This is a genomic window from Nitrospira sp. T9 (assembly GCF_052156535.1).
In the GTDB taxonomy this organism is placed as follows: Bacteria; Nitrospirota; Nitrospiria; order Nitrospirales; family UBA8639; genus Nitrospira_E.
This window is the reverse complement of the sequence record NZ_JBQKUP010000042.1, coordinates 316,300-330,836: the sequence shown is the minus strand read 5'-3', so window position 1 is coordinate 330,836 and position 14,537 is coordinate 316,300. Positions and strand designations below refer to the sequence as shown.

Below are 14,537 nucleotides of genomic sequence, written 5' to 3'. Positions count from 1 at the left end.
TATATGAAAAAGGACCTGATTCAGAAAAGGAATGAACTTAGTTTGGCATTTGAGCCGTGAACCAAGTCGAAATCCCTTTCATCCCATTTCGTTCTACGTTTGAACCGTCCCAGACCGCAAAAGCTACGGGGAAGCTCGCTCCTGCCGCGAACTGAACATCATTGGGGTCTTGGGTTTTGAGACTCCGCTTCATGACCACTCTCCAGGTCGGACCGCTGCAGCATCCACCCTTCAGTGACCCATACGGCTCCCATAATCCATTTCCTACCACGTCTTGGGACGCCTGGGTAGTCAACGTACTAAATCCGTTAGCATTCAAATCTTCGACTGACCCCAGCCGCAGGTTAGGATCGGACATGATGTTACCCGACCAAATACCGGGGTTAAATGGCCCTAAGCTCCGACCAATTCGGTCAGGATAGGTCACACCACCAGCTGGCTCCTCATAGTAATAATCCCATGCTATGGAGGGATATTGATTATCCACATCCCACATCCCGGCCACGCCAGCTCCAAGATCCTTTTGCCATTCCGCATTCCAACGCCATATGTTGACCGTCCCACCAGACTGTCCCATACATTGGAATGGGGGCGCCCCTGCAGATTGCACAGGGAATTGTACCGCCACTTGATCCCTGAAATCCTGAGGACCAATGGTGGTGTTATTTAATGTTTGATCACCCCAGTTAGCCCAAACGCCGATTTCTTCGCCATTTGTTGCCATTTTGATCATCACAGTTTTCACTGAAATGTTCGGGTGCATTGGGGTCGTTATCGTCTGCCCACTTAATGGGGCAACGATACCGGGCACGGATTCCCATACAGGATTCGCCGCATCCATAGGGATTGGGCCAGTAATTTTGCCAACCGGAATCGTTACCGGTTGCGAGACGGCCAGCGGAATCTGCCCCATGGTCAAACCTACACACACCACCAGGACAGACAGAAGAACGCCAAACACCAGTCGTTTGTTACGCGTCTGCACCAATCTCATAATGACGCATCCTCCTTTGATAAAAGATTAAAACCGAAAAGACTGCTAACTACCTGTCTCCTCAAACCTGTCGCCACTAAACCAAATTTTCATATAATGACTCAACTCAATTCCTCGCTAAGCATTTCCTGATTGGCCTGATGTTCCACTTTCCTTATCCAAAAATGCATCTGCTCCAACTTCACTCATCAGAAGGCTTAACTCATTTCCTTGATCTTGAGCACCACATTCAAAACTTTGACCTTCAGGATTATTGTATGACGCAGGGCGATAATCGGTTTCTGAATAGGGCTGAGGTGTCACACCTAAAAACGCAATATCGAAAGCAATCCAATGAGAGGTAAAATCAGCCAAAATCTTATAAAAACCGTAATCGGCTTTCCTATTTAACATTCCTGAAAACAAAGGAACCCATCGACCAATATGCTCTTTTACGAATTTTTTCTCAGCTTCAATGACGGTTTTAAGTTTTTCTGCTCCATCATGAAGAATGGCATATGATTCTTTGTACGCCAGATAATGCATAAATTCCAACTCTACACTCAAATGATCCAGGCGTTCATGAATATCCGGAGAAAGCTGAAGGCCAAAGGCACTATAAAAACCGGCAATGTCTCCCATTACATAGGACTGCCCGAAAACATGGTCATTTCCAAATAATGTTTCGTATGGCGGACAATCTAACGCGATGACATTGCTAAACACCCGACGATGCTCATCACGTAAATCTTGGAGACTCCAGTTTTCGCCTTCTGATGATACCCAAGATTCAATGGCATCAAAATTACCCACCAATGCATCAAGACGCTCTTGCGCTTCATTGCCCCCTATATTTTGCAGCTCTTTTTTCAACCCTTCTAATGCCGACTTTCCATCCTCAACAAATTCCCCACTCTGAAGATAATCCAGAAACTCCTCGTCTTCTGGGTAGAGATAACCCCAGGATACCAGCAGATAAAGCTTGCTTCGACAAAGCGCTCGATCAACAGCTGGCGCATCTTTTGGAGAAATCTTGACGGCCTTTTCATTTCCGGAAACTGGCATACCGTTTTTCCCTGCTTTCCCTGCTTTTTTCCCCTCTTTAACGCCTGATGTCATATTTCACCTAACTTTTAAAATTTTTTCATTTCACAAGCATTTGCTTCAATTAGGATCATTGTCAGGGCCATTAAGGATTCATGAAAAAGGGATCAGATAATAGGACAACAGACCTATGAAGTCAAGACTTCGTTATCCCTGATAGCCCCACGATTTCCAGAATTTTCCAGCAATTTGAATCCCCCAAATTTACCCTAGAAAATCCACGCAGAAAATTGCCCTTTTATGCCTCTGTCCATTTTCCATACCTCCCAGCTAAAAGGTCCATATTCACACTTGTCTTCTCCAGATCATTCAAGCTATCAACACCACTAGGCGTTACCACACATTCCTTATCTAGAAACAATCCGAATTGCGCTACGGTCGTTTACCGTTCCACAGATATATTGGCATATGCCACAACCCACGCATACCGAATCATCTACACGAATGAGATAGGAGGCAAAATCCATCGAAAGTGCCTCAGTAGGACATTTAGACACACACGCATTGCAGCCAGCTCCTGCCGTACACATTTTTGACAAAACTTTCGCCACTCCCATATTTACCTGGAAACGATCCGCAACAGGCAACAGGGCCTCCGTAGTACACGCCCCAATACAAGGAAGATCCTCACATAATTTGCATGGGGTTTCTCCTGGATAGATAACGGGAGTACCGTTACTCAATAATACCTGAATTGCATCGTGAGGACAGACCTCGACGCAATCAGCGCATCCCGTGCAGCGCTCCAAAAACAACTCCTCCTCAACAGCCCCTGGGGGACGGAGCCACCCCGTTTTCTCAGGAACAGGCTGCTCCTTTTTTGTCGGGGAAGGAGCATCGCGATGTTTTACGAATTCATGAACTGTGGCGCCTATGGAAATTGCCGACTGTCGAAGAAACATTCTTCGACCTAATGTCGGATTGGACGAAGGCTGGTTTGGCAGATGAGGGTCGGACATTATGACGCTTTCAATAGCCTAAAACCAATAAAACTAATGGGACACGAGGATAAGGTCTTGTTCAAATTTATACCACTCCGGAGGCCCGCAGCTTATACACCTCCACGCATCTGTCACAGGCTCCATATTCCACATCCCATCCTGGGTGATTTTCGCGAATATAATCTAAGACAAAACCTTCCAGCGTCTCATCCATGTTTTCTACCCAGGTATAAGTTGGGAATCGACAAAGCGGACACGGAAACCCTGGGAGAAGCATGGGTTTGGTTGGAACATCCGGCACCTCACTGTCCTCAACCTCAATGGCTCTCTCAATCACTCGTATCGTATCCGAAGCCATTTCCACTAATTCGGCATGAGTAAGATAATCCGTCTGCCAGATCCCTTCAAACACGGATTCCACCTGACCTGGTGGAATTTTTCGATACCAAGAACGGAACTCTCGAAACCGATATTCCTTGGAAAACATCGGTTCTTTGCCTGTCCGAGCAATCCGGCTATCGACATGAAGGTTCCACAGCACACGGTAACGATTTAAAATCAAATGTTCTTCCCCAGGGTTCAACCCCACTTTTGTGTCAGGATCGTAACCAAAAGCCTCATCTAACATGTCAGAGATATGCGTTAACTCATGTCGTAGGTAACGGGTAATGGCTGGATCATAAAATCGCCGAGGGATCAATTTAATCCCCACCCCTTTTTTCCCGGCCTCTTCAAATTGGCGAGCGAGTTTTTCTTCGACCACTCCCCACTTCCGAAGAACATCCACCCCTTCCTGATCTTCTTTCAATACGCCCCGCACCAACACGATCCCGGTTTTATCCCGCAAAACCGGGAAGTCATCAAAAGCATCACGAAGAATTTCGGCAAACCCCCATTTAGCAAATAAATGTTGATAGAGACGTTTGAACTCCGGATCACGGTCATCAAGGGAAAACTTCTCGTAAATGGGATCGGCAAACTCATGAAATTCATTAAAATAAGTCGGGTCCCCTTCACGCTCAGTTTTTTCAGCAAACGAATCAATCACCTCCTGCAGGAGGGCGGGTTGAAAACGAATTTCCATGAGCAAACCTCCGTTTACCGCAAGATCACCACAAGACGAGTTTTATTTCTCGGAAGATGATCACCGTAATAATAAATTCACAATAATTTGGGAGGTAGCTACCTTGACTCCCTCGAAAACCGGCGATTAGTATCATAACTAGTTGAATTATAGGAATGCGTTTTCCCTTTTGGCAAGAGAATCCCATTCATCCATTTTCTGAATCCGTTTAACCGATCCCTTTGATGTCAATCTGTTTACGAAGCGAGGAATTCCATGACCCAGCCAACAAGTCCAGACACACTGAGTTCTAATCCCGGGTTCATCCATAATCCTGATTCGCAACTTCCCCCACTCATCGATTCACTGGCCTATTGGAAAGGCGGTATCAGGGAACTGAAGTCATTCCGTGGCCACACACAAGAGATATGGGCTGTCGCCTTTTCCCCTGATGGGCTGACATTAGCAAGCGGAGGGAATGATCGTTTTATCCGGATTTGGGATATTGAGACCGGCCGCCTTCTTCGTTCCCTACGAGGTCACACACATGTCGTTCGAGAAGTCAAGTATAGCCCTGATGGCCAAATAATCGCTTCCGCAAGTGAGGACAGGACCATTCGACTTTGGAATCCTCAAACGGGAGAATCCCTTCGGTTACTCTTTACTCGTTACGACCATGCCGTATGCAGTATTTCCTTCTCCCTAGACGGGCTCATGCTCGCGAGGGCGGGACAGAATAAAGACATTAAAATCTGGGAAGTGACCACAGGAACCGAACTCATGACGCTCCTTGGTAAAGATCAATACGACCATAATTGGAGTGTCTGCACAGCATTTTCACCTGACGGCATTCACCTAGTGGCTGGCACCGATATCGGGAAGATTAAGCTCTATGAGGTTTTGCCAAGTGGGGAAGAAAAAATTGTACACAACGGCCATTGGAGAGATGAGGCCGATGATGAAGAGACCGAAAACCGTGGATTTTACGTAGATGATCAAGGCGGATTTCAAAAACCCATGGAATATTGGATTGGGGCCCTCACCTTTACCCCTGACGGGGGCACCATGATCTCAGGTAGTCGTGACTGTACGATTAAATTCTGGGACATGCCAACCATGGAAGAACGCCGCACGCTGAAAGGTCACTCTGAATGGGTCAGAAATCTTCTTGTAACCCAGGATGGCCAGGTGCTTATCAGCGCCAGCGATGATGGGACCGTCAAAATGTGGGACATCCAAACCGGCCGTCAATTCCGAACGCTTCGATCGCACAAAGGACCTGTCAGGGGAATTGCTATTTCTTCTGATGGGAAATACCTCGCCACAGCTGGCAATGACCGGATCATCACCCTCTGGGAGGGTGGGGAATAATTCATTTCCCGTCACAGAAATCCTTAGCTTACTCAGGGCAGCTCTCTCTTCCTAAAAGGGCTGCCCTTTCAACCGTCATCCTGATCGCCCTTCTCAGAGTCCGTGTCGTCGCCTGCCCGCACAATTCCATACCGTTTACATTTTTCCCAAAGCCCTTTTCTCGATAATCCTAAAACCTTCGATGCCGTCATGCGACTCCACCCTGTTCGATTGAGTATTTCTAGAATATGCCCCCGCTCAAAATGCTCCCGCGCTTCGGCCAATGTTTCCATCGCCCCATTTTTCACGCCTCTCCTGCCTTCCTGATTCCCGCAAAATCCGCATCCTTTTTGCGGTTCCCCTCCCGCATATGGACATCGACTCTGTCCGCAGAGATCCCAAACCTGGATTTCTTGAGTGTGTTGTGCCAAAGCTAAAGCCCGTTCAATAGTATTTTCCAATTCGCGAACATTCCCCGGAAAGGAATACTGCAATAACACCTCGCGAGCTTGCCGTGACAAAGCTTTGGGTTCTTGGTGATTTCGACCTGACATCGTCTCCAAAAAATGCTGGGCGATCATGAAAATGTCTTCTCGACGTTCTCGGAGAGGGGGTAGCTGAACGGGCACCACATTCAATCGATAATAGAGATCTTCCCGGAATCGTCCTTGTTCAACTTCTTTCCGCAAATCCTTCTGCGTTGCACACACTAATCGCACATCCACCTCAATCGTGTCATTTCCCCCGACGCGTTCAAATTGCCGTTCCTGTAGAACACGAAGCAATTTAATCTGGACCAACGGGGAAATTTCGCCGATTTCATCCAAAAAAAGCGTTCCCTGATGAGCAAGCTCGAACCGCCCCTGCCGTTGCCGGAGGGCACCCGTAAACGCCCCTTTTTCATGCCCGAACAGTTCAGCCTCCAACAGCGTTTCCGGTAGCGCGGCACAACTTACTTTGACCAAGGCATGATTTCGTCGAGCGCTATTGGTATGGATGGCATTGGCAATCAATTCCTTTCCCGTTCCACTTTCCCCTACCACTAAAACGGTCGCGTCAGTGGCCGAGACTAACTTGACTTTCTCCAGCACTTGTCGCATCCGCTCATTTTTTCCCACGATCCCTTGGAAACTAAATTTCTTTTCCAAGGCATCCCGTAACACCCGATTCTCTTCACGAAGAGCCACCACCGCACAAACCCGCTGCACACTCAATAACAATTCATCCATAGAAAAGGGTTTCGTGATATAGTCATAGGCACCGCTTTTCATCGCATCGACAGCCGTGTCAACGGAACCATGTGCCGTAATGACAATTACTTCCGTGCCAGGGCACTGCTCCCGGCACTGCTTGACGATATGCAGTCCATCCACACCGGGCAATCTCAAATCAGTAATGACCAAATTAAACCGTGAAGTCCGCAACCGCTCGAGTCCCTCTAACCCGGAACTGGCTTCCTGTACCACATAGCCGATAGCCTTCAGCGCATCAACCATAGAGACTCGCATCAAGGGCTCATCATCAATTATCAAAACGGAACCCTGAGTCATGTGCCTACCTTTACAGGAATGCCCGCACGAGATCGAACCAAGGGCAAGCGAATAGTAAAACGAGTGCCTTTTCCCTCTTCACTGTCAACCAACATTTCACCTGCGTGCCGCTGCACAATTCCCAAACTCACCGACAATCCCAACCCGGTCCCCTCTCCGGTCCCTTTCGTCGTAAAAAAGGGATCAAAAATATGAGGTCGAATCTCTTGAGGTATGCCGCACCCAGTATCCTCCACTTCAATTTCATATCCTTCTTCCTGCTTTCGGGTACGCAATGTCACCTTGCCACCCTCTTTGAGTGCCTGAACCGCATTCAGGACTAAGTTCATAATCACCTGCTCAATCATATGCGCATCGACCATCACCATCGGCAGTGTCTCATCATAGTCCTTACTCAAAGTGGCATGTTTGACCAGGAATACATGCTCGGTCAATACCAGAACTCGGTCTAAAATTTGATGAAGATCTGTCAAGGCTAATTCCGGTTCACGTTGCTGGGAAAAATCCAGAAGCTGTCGAACGATGCGTTGAACACGTCGCAATCCGTCCTCCATAAAATGCAAATATTCCTGAGATCGCTCAGGCGTCAACGTTCCCTTTCGAATATTATATAAACAATTGAGAATTCCCCCTAACGGATTGTTAATTTCATGTGCGACCCCGGCGGCCAGCTTACCAATGGAGGCTAAACGTTCAGAATTCTGCACCTGGCGTTCCAAATGCTTCCGTTCCGTAATATCCCTGGCAATTCCCAATACTCCTGTGTACACGCCTTCATCATTGAGAAGCGGGGCCACACTCACCAGAACCGACCGCAACTCTCCCTCTCGACTGACTACCTCTACTTCGTAGACTTGCTTTGTCCCAAGATCCAATGTTTCTTTCAAATACCGGCCACGATACCGCTTGGAGAGTAATGAGAGATACGGTTTACCAATCAAGTCTTCTTTTCGATATCCCCATGCATCAACTTTCCCATTGACATACGTAAACCGTAAATCAACGTCCAAGGTATAAATCACGTCATTCGCATTTTCCAACAAACTTTCAATGTACAGCTTGGCCTGCTCAATTTCCCGGGTACGCTCAGAGACTTTCTCTTCCAGGACTTCATTGTATCGTTGCAGTTCAGCTTCAAGTTTTTTATGCTCGGTAATATCTCGCAACTGCACCATGATTGAGGCTCTTCCACCCATATCAATCCGAACCAGGTCCATCTCCATGGATTTCATGATGCCTTGCCGGTCATAAACCTCAATCTCTGTCGTGGGCACCTTTGACTCTTCACCACTGACTCGTTCCAACAAATTCTGACTGATCAGCTGAAATGCCTGAGGAACAAGCTTCACGAAGTACGCGCCTTCTAAATCAGAAGGGACATACCCTAGAATTTCCCGTTCACGCGCATTGACATCCAAGATACGGCCTTCCGAATCAACCACAAAGATTGAATCGGCAGCCAAATTAAATAACGCCTTATAGCCCGCTTCTGAGTCAGACAGTTGTTGGGTTCGTTCGGCGACAATCCCTTCCAATTGGGTGGTATATCGCTCAACTTCACGCTCCAGAGCCTTTCGGGCAGTTATATCCCTCACAAATCCTCTCGAATACACCACCGAATGGGTCCCCGGATCCATCAGCGTTGTTGAATGAATTTCCACATCCATCACTTCACGGGATTGCGTACGAAAAACAGTTTCTATGGAGCGCGCCCCACCCAAGGCCAGCCCTTGGACATAGGCCCGCACCCCCTCTTGTTGTTCCGCCGGGACAATATCCCAGAGCGACATCTCAAGCATATCGACAAGCGAATAGCCCAGCTTTTGCAACTCAGTCGTATTTACATGGACGAACCGCCCTTCGGGATCTAATTGATGAATCATTTCCGGAGCATTTTCAATGAGATCACGATATTTCTGCTCCAATCGCCCGATTTCATCCACTTTCTGATTCAACTCAGAAAACGAATGCTGTAGATTGTCCGCCATAGCATTGAATGTATCAGCCAAGCGTTCGATTTCATCACCGGTACGGATCGCAATCTTTTCCGAAAGATTCCCATCTCCAAATTGCTCAACTCCCTGCGATAAGGCTTGTATGGGCTTCACGATCCGGCCGGCAACCACAACTCCCGCCCCCCACAAGATGACAAAAACAGAGATGCCATAGAAGATGACCTTACTTAATAATTGATCCAGTGGTGCATACGTCTCGGCAGAATCTTGACTGGTCAACATATGCCAGGACTTTCCACCAAAACTCTCTGGAGCGAGTGGCAGCCCCAAATGAAGAGGAGCATAGCCAACAATGGCATTCGGCATACCATGGGAATCCGGATCGGCAACCAACCACCCAACTTCACCTCGTTGAAACGCACTGACAACATTAGGCGGCATCACGTGCTCTTCCAAAGAAAACGCGGGACAGAGAATCGGCATTCCATCGGATGCGGTTAACATGGCATGACCGGTTTTCCCGGCGGCCACTTCCGAAATCGACCGAAATAACGAATCCCTTCTCAGAAGAATACTGATAGCTCCCACTACGTTTTGTCGATGATCATCCCAAATCGGGACACCAACATTCAGGACATGAGTCCCAAACCCTGGATCAAATGACAAATCGCTCACAAACGCCTGGGCATCATGATGTTGAACCACGGCCTCCCACCAGAGACTGTTTCCATGAAAAAAACTGACTTGTGGAAAAGAGCTCAACACCAATGCCCCCTGCGTATCAACCACAACAATTGCGAGATAATCCGATTTTCGAATCGCGTGCCATTGAATCAGGTAGTCGGTAGCATATTTGTTCAGAAAAACCGGGAACTCATCCTTATTGGATTGGGCCCGCCAACTTTCCTGCCACTGCTGAATTAAAGACTGAATTTCGTCTGGATTTTTATCCGCATAACTCCGGTTCGAATTCATGATGGCACTTCGAATAAAGGGAATCGTGGCCAGCTGTTGGGCCTCATTAATTCCACGAATAATCTGGGTCTCAACTTTACGAGCCACTTCCACCGCAATCCCCTTCATGGTAATACCGGCGGCTTCCCTTAGGGCACGTTTTTCTTCAAAATATGTGAGGAGAAGAGAAAGAATAAGGGGCAGAAGACCAACCAGCACCATCGCCAGAATCGTCTTGCCCTTGAGTTGGAGGGGAAACCCAAAGCGTTTCACTTTGGTAACATCGCAAAATCCATAAAAAACGTCTAACTCCTATGATTTTCTACATTTTGGTACTCCTTTTTCCTTGATGTCAAGAAACGGTAACAAGGAACTATTTACCTCGGCTCAGTAGCTTTCCCTCTGCACCAGGCCACAGCAAGAGGAGTGGACTCGCGACAAAAATCGAGGAGTAGGTCCCAACCATGACCCCCAACAGTAAGGCCAATGAAAAATCATGCAAGACTTCCCCTCCCCAAATGGTCAGCGGCACCAAGACCAGAACCACAGTCAGTGTCGTAATTAATGTTCTGCTTAAGACCTGATTGATTCCATTATTAATAATCTTCGTCGTCGTTTCCCGTCTCCTCTGACGAAGATTTTCACGAATCCGGTCAAACACAATCACTGTATCGGTCAAAGAATACCCTGCCAGGGTCAATAGCGCCGTCACCACCAGCAGCGTAATTTCGGTATTCAACAAAAAATAAATCCCCAACACCGCCAGGACATCATGAAATGTGGCAATGGCTGCAGCCACGCCAAAACGAAACTCAAAACGAACCGCGACATAGAGGATTATGCCTGCAAGAGAAAGGATGACCGCAATCAAGGCATCTTCTTGCAGTTTCTTTCCAATGGTGGGTCCTATGGAAGTACTGGAATCCACTACAAATCCGTGATCAGGAAATTCAGCTTGAAAAGCCTGAATGATATTCTCACTGATTCCTTCTTCGATCGTGGTTTCTGTTTTTACACGAATCAAGAGCTTATGGTCTTGGGGAAACTCCTGTAGTTCAGCGGAACCCAATCCATGCGCATCCAAGGCTTTCCTGGCGTCGGCAATCAGGAGTGGTTTATCAAATTTAAGCTGAACCGCCGTCCCCCCGGCAAAATCGATTCCCAGGTTTGCCCATCCAAACAGGATTCCGATAACGGCCACCAATCCCAGAGAAGCCAGAATGCCCGATACCGCGAAAGCAATGTTCCGCTTTCCCATAAAATCAATATCTGTTTTCCCAAGAATTTCCATCATGACCAAAAATTTCTCCTCCCCAAAGAATATCCCCTGTCTATGAGCTTGTGATAGCGCCCTTTCTCAATCGATCCTCGTATTTGAAAATGCCGCGCCTTGCCTCCTCTCAACCAGCAAGGTTCAACCAATTACGCCTCAAACAAGGCGACCCCTTAGATACTAAGCGAGTCCAACTTTCGTCGATTCAGAAAATCAAACACCACCCTCGTCCCCACCAGCGCCGTAAACAAGTTAATTGCAATTCCTAAGCACAAGGTTACCGCAAATCCTTTGATAGGTCCCGTTCCAAATAAAAACAGCGCCAACCCGGTGATCAGGGTCGTCACATGGGAATCGACGATTGTCAAAAAAGCCTTATTATAGCCACTATCTACGGCTAAACGAACGGGACGTCCCTGGCGGAGCTCCTCTCTAATTCGCTCAAATATCAACACATTGGAGTCGACTCCCATTCCAATGGTCAAAATAATTCCGGCAATGCCTGGTAATGTTAAGGTGGCATTAAGCCCTGATAAAGCACCCAGCAAACAGATTAAATTGAGAAACACAGCCATATTGGCGATGAAACCGGAGAGGCGGTAATACACAATCATAAAAATGAGGACCAGCGTCCCGGCAATAATCGTTGTTCGTAACCCCTTCTCAATTGAATCCTGTCCCAGGGAAGGTCCAACGGTTAAATCCTGCAAGGTTTTCAACGGTGCCGGTAAGGCACCAGCCCGGAGCACCACAGCCAGATCATTCGCTTCTGCAGTGTTAAAGGTGCCTTCAATGATCGCCCGGCCGCCGCTTATGCGATCTCGAATGACGGGCGCCGAATACACCTTCCCATCCAGGACTACCGCCATCCGTTTACCGATGTTGGCAGCGGTGAGCTCATCAAATTCTCGCGCCCCTTTGCTGTCAAAGGTAATACTGACAATCGGCTCATTGAAATCACCAATTGTCACGCGCGCATCCTGCAACACATCTCCGGTGAGAACGGCATCTTTTTTCACAAGGTAGGGAATACTATACGCCCGACCATCCGGTTCCGAGATAGCCGTTTCAAAGAGAATTTCTGCCCCTTCTGGAATTTTATCTTCTAAGGCCTTCCTCACCGTATCCTCTTGGCCTTTTTCCACCTGAGGCGGTAAATCCAATGCGGCCTTGGACTCCTCCAACAATTTAAATTCTAAGAGAGCCGTTTCTTGAATGAGATCTTTAGCCCGTTGAGGATCCTTGACTCCAGGCAATTGAATCGCAATTTGGTTGAGCCCCAACCGCTGGATAAGCGGTTCGGCGACGCCAAATTCATCAATCCGGTTTCTGAGGGTTTCAAGTGCCTGGTTGATGGCTGAGGTTTTGATTCGATCCACCTCGGTAGGGCGGAGCTCATATTCCAAACGCGTTCCTGAAGAATTTTGCGACTCAAAGTTCGGGAAAGCCTCATCGAGCAGCGTTCGGACTTTCTCCCCATCGGCTTCTTCTTGAAGAGTGATGACAATCATCTTCGACCCCTCACGACGAACCCCCTCCACCACGATCGCCTTGTCTTTCAGCAGATCCTCAACAGCCTTACGAATTCGATCAACGGCAATCTGCACCGCTCGTTCCTCTTCGACTTCCAAAACCAGGTGAATGCCTCCCTGAAGATCGAGACCCAAGGAAAGCCCACGGTGACTCAATACCCGCTTGACCCCATCAGGCAACGACTGGAACAGCCCTGGGAACGAAGGAAGGGCCAGGATGACGGACACCACCGTGACCACAAAAAGGAGAAACAACCTCCCACGAAGCTTTTTCATTCATCTACCCCTTGATCCATCATGATTCATTCGACGTACGGATGCTCGCGATATGATCGCGTTGCAACCGAATTTTTGTATTATCCGCGACTTGCAGGGTAGCCGTTTCCTTATCCAAATTGGTCACGGTTCCCCAAATTCCAGAAGACGTGATGACCTTATCGCCTTTTTTCAGGCTATCCAACAATTCCCGTTGTTTTTTTTGCCGACGTTGCTGCGGCAAAATTAGCAAAAAATAAAACACCACAAAAATCAGAAGAAAAGGAATGAGCGATAATAAGCCGGCGGAGGAATCGGGACCGGCTCCCCCAGCTTGGGCCCAAGCATAGGAATCTAGGTTCATAAGTACCTCAATTAAAATGTGTCTGTGGCCAACCCATTCAATCAGGTCGATACTTCCTGAATGAGCGTTTCACTCGTGTCACACTCGCGTCGGCGGTAAAAATCTTTCCGGTAATCGTCAAACTGATTCGCGCTGATTGCTTGTCGTAGCCCCTTCATGAGCGAGCCATAATACCAAAGATTATGGATCGTATTCAGACGGACGCCTAACATTTCATGCGATAAAAACAAGTGCCGCAAATAGGCTCTGGAAAACCGTTGGCAGACCGGACACCCACATTCGCCATCAATGGGATTCGGATCACGGGCATAGCGAGCCTGCTTAATCAACACCTTCCCTGTCGAGGTAAACAGCCAACCGGTACGCCCATGCCTGGTCGGGATAACGCAATCAAATAAATCCAATCCCCGAGCCACCCCTTCCACGATATCTTCAGGAAGCCCAACTCCCATTAAGTAGCGGGGACGACCGGGTGGAAGCTGATCAATCACCGTCTCGATCATCGCCAACATTGCGGGCTTTTCTTCTCCCAAGGATAATCCACCCAAGGCATAGCCATCCATATTCAAATTGACCAACTCCTGGGTCGATTCTTGTCTCAATTGGACAAAGACTCCACCCTGAACAATCCCAAACAACCATTGATGCACTTTTCTCGGTACCGCAACACATCGCTGAGCCCACCTGGTCGTTCGCTGTACAGCCTCACGTGCTTGCTGTTCTGTACAAGGAAAAGTCGGACAATGGTCAAGAACCATCATAATATCGGAGCCAAGTGCGACCTGGATGGCCATACTTTTTTCCGGTGAGAGTAAATGCCACGCACCGTCGATATGAGAACGAAAGCCAACCCCCTCCTCGGTCACCTCACAAAGATCGGCCAGGCTCACCATCTGGTAGCCCCCACTATCGGTCAAAATCGCTCCGGGCCATTGCATGAAAGCATGAAGCCCTCCCAGAGATTCAATGAGTTCATGCCCAGGACGCAAAAATAGATGATAGGCATTCGCCAAAACCATATGAAACCCGCATTCGCGGACTTCATTCGGGTCCAGTCCTTTGATCGTCCCCTGTGAGCCAACAGGCATAAAGGCCGGAGTATCGATCTCACCATGGGAGGTTAAAAGTCGTCCAACCCTCGCACGACCAGAAGGCAACGTATGCTGAAGATGAAAACGATTGGGACCTGATTGTGAAGTGGATGGATCTTTAGACATTATCTC

The 14,537-nt window shown here is 48.1% G+C and carries 11 protein-coding genes; 1 reads left to right on the top strand and 10 read right to left on the bottom strand.

Features of this window, described 5'->3' with window-relative positions; translation table 11 throughout:
- Positions 1-37: 37 nt before the first annotated feature.
- The 4 genes from ACTRXD_RS20900 to ACTRXD_RS20885 form a co-directional block, all read right to left on the bottom strand.
- Entirely contained in the window at positions 38-994 is a 957-nt protein-coding gene (locus ACTRXD_RS20900) for an ethylbenzene dehydrogenase-related protein (RefSeq protein ID WP_312643612.1), read from the bottom strand.
- A 117-nt stretch (positions 995-1,111) separates the two neighbouring features.
- On the bottom strand, positions 1,112-2,092 hold the full coding sequence (locus ACTRXD_RS20895) for a TorD/DmsD family molecular chaperone (RefSeq protein ID WP_442433707.1): 981 nt from the start codon (positions 2,090-2,092) through the stop codon (positions 1,112-1,114).
- A 332-nt stretch (positions 2,093-2,424) separates the two neighbouring features.
- Positions 2,425-2,979: a 4Fe-4S binding protein gene (locus ACTRXD_RS20890; protein WP_442433730.1), complete on the bottom strand. Its 555-nt coding sequence runs from the start codon at positions 2,977-2,979 to the stop codon at positions 2,425-2,427.
- Positions 2,980-3,103: 124 nt separating this feature from the next.
- Positions 3,104-4,102 (bottom strand): hypothetical protein, encoded by a 999-nt coding sequence (locus ACTRXD_RS20885; RefSeq protein ID WP_442433706.1) that lies wholly within the window; start codon positions 4,100-4,102, stop codon positions 3,104-3,106.
- 255 nt (positions 4,103-4,357) lie between these two features.
- On the opposite strand from ACTRXD_RS20885, the gene ACTRXD_RS20880 reads away from it, so the two are divergent.
- Positions 4,358-5,452: a WD40 repeat domain-containing protein gene (locus ACTRXD_RS20880; protein ID WP_442433705.1), complete on the top strand. Its 1,095-nt coding sequence runs from the start codon at positions 4,358-4,360 to the stop codon at positions 5,450-5,452.
- 68 nt (positions 5,453-5,520) lie between these two features.
- Here ACTRXD_RS20880 and ACTRXD_RS20875 read toward each other — a convergent pair whose 3' ends face one another.
- From ACTRXD_RS20875 to tgt, 6 genes are all read right to left on the bottom strand, one after another.
- Complete coding sequence (locus ACTRXD_RS20875) at positions 5,521-6,981, bottom strand: sigma-54-dependent transcriptional regulator (protein ID WP_442433704.1); 1,461 nt, start codon at positions 6,979-6,981, stop codon at positions 5,521-5,523.
- Complete coding sequence (locus tag ACTRXD_RS20870) at positions 6,978-10,163, bottom strand: PAS domain S-box protein (RefSeq protein WP_442433703.1); 3,186 nt, start codon at positions 10,161-10,163, stop codon at positions 6,978-6,980. Before ACTRXD_RS20870 ends, ACTRXD_RS20875 begins: the two co-directional genes overlap by 4 nt.
- A 100-nt stretch (positions 10,164-10,263) precedes the next feature.
- Positions 10,264-11,184, bottom strand: coding sequence for a protein translocase subunit SecF (gene secF / locus ACTRXD_RS20865; RefSeq protein ID WP_442433702.1), 921 nt, complete (start codon positions 11,182-11,184; stop codon positions 10,264-10,266).
- A 152-nt stretch (positions 11,185-11,336) separates the two neighbouring features.
- Positions 11,337-12,971 carry a protein translocase subunit SecD gene (secD, locus tag ACTRXD_RS20860; RefSeq protein WP_442433701.1) on the bottom strand — a complete coding sequence of 545 codons (1,635 nt, stop codon included), beginning with the start codon at positions 12,969-12,971 and terminating at the stop codon, positions 11,337-11,339.
- A gap of 19 nt (positions 12,972-12,990) precedes the next feature.
- The gene (gene yajC / locus ACTRXD_RS20855) at positions 12,991-13,314 is read right to left on the bottom strand and encodes a preprotein translocase subunit YajC (protein WP_312643635.1); all 324 of its coding nucleotides are present in this window, start codon (positions 13,312-13,314) and stop codon (positions 12,991-12,993) included.
- Between the two features lie 41 nt (positions 13,315-13,355).
- Positions 13,356-14,531 carry a tRNA guanosine(34) transglycosylase Tgt gene (gene tgt / locus ACTRXD_RS20850; protein ID WP_442433700.1) on the bottom strand — a complete coding sequence of 392 codons (1,176 nt, stop codon included), beginning with the start codon at positions 14,529-14,531 and terminating at the stop codon, positions 13,356-13,358.
- Positions 14,532-14,537: the final 6 nt, after the last annotated feature.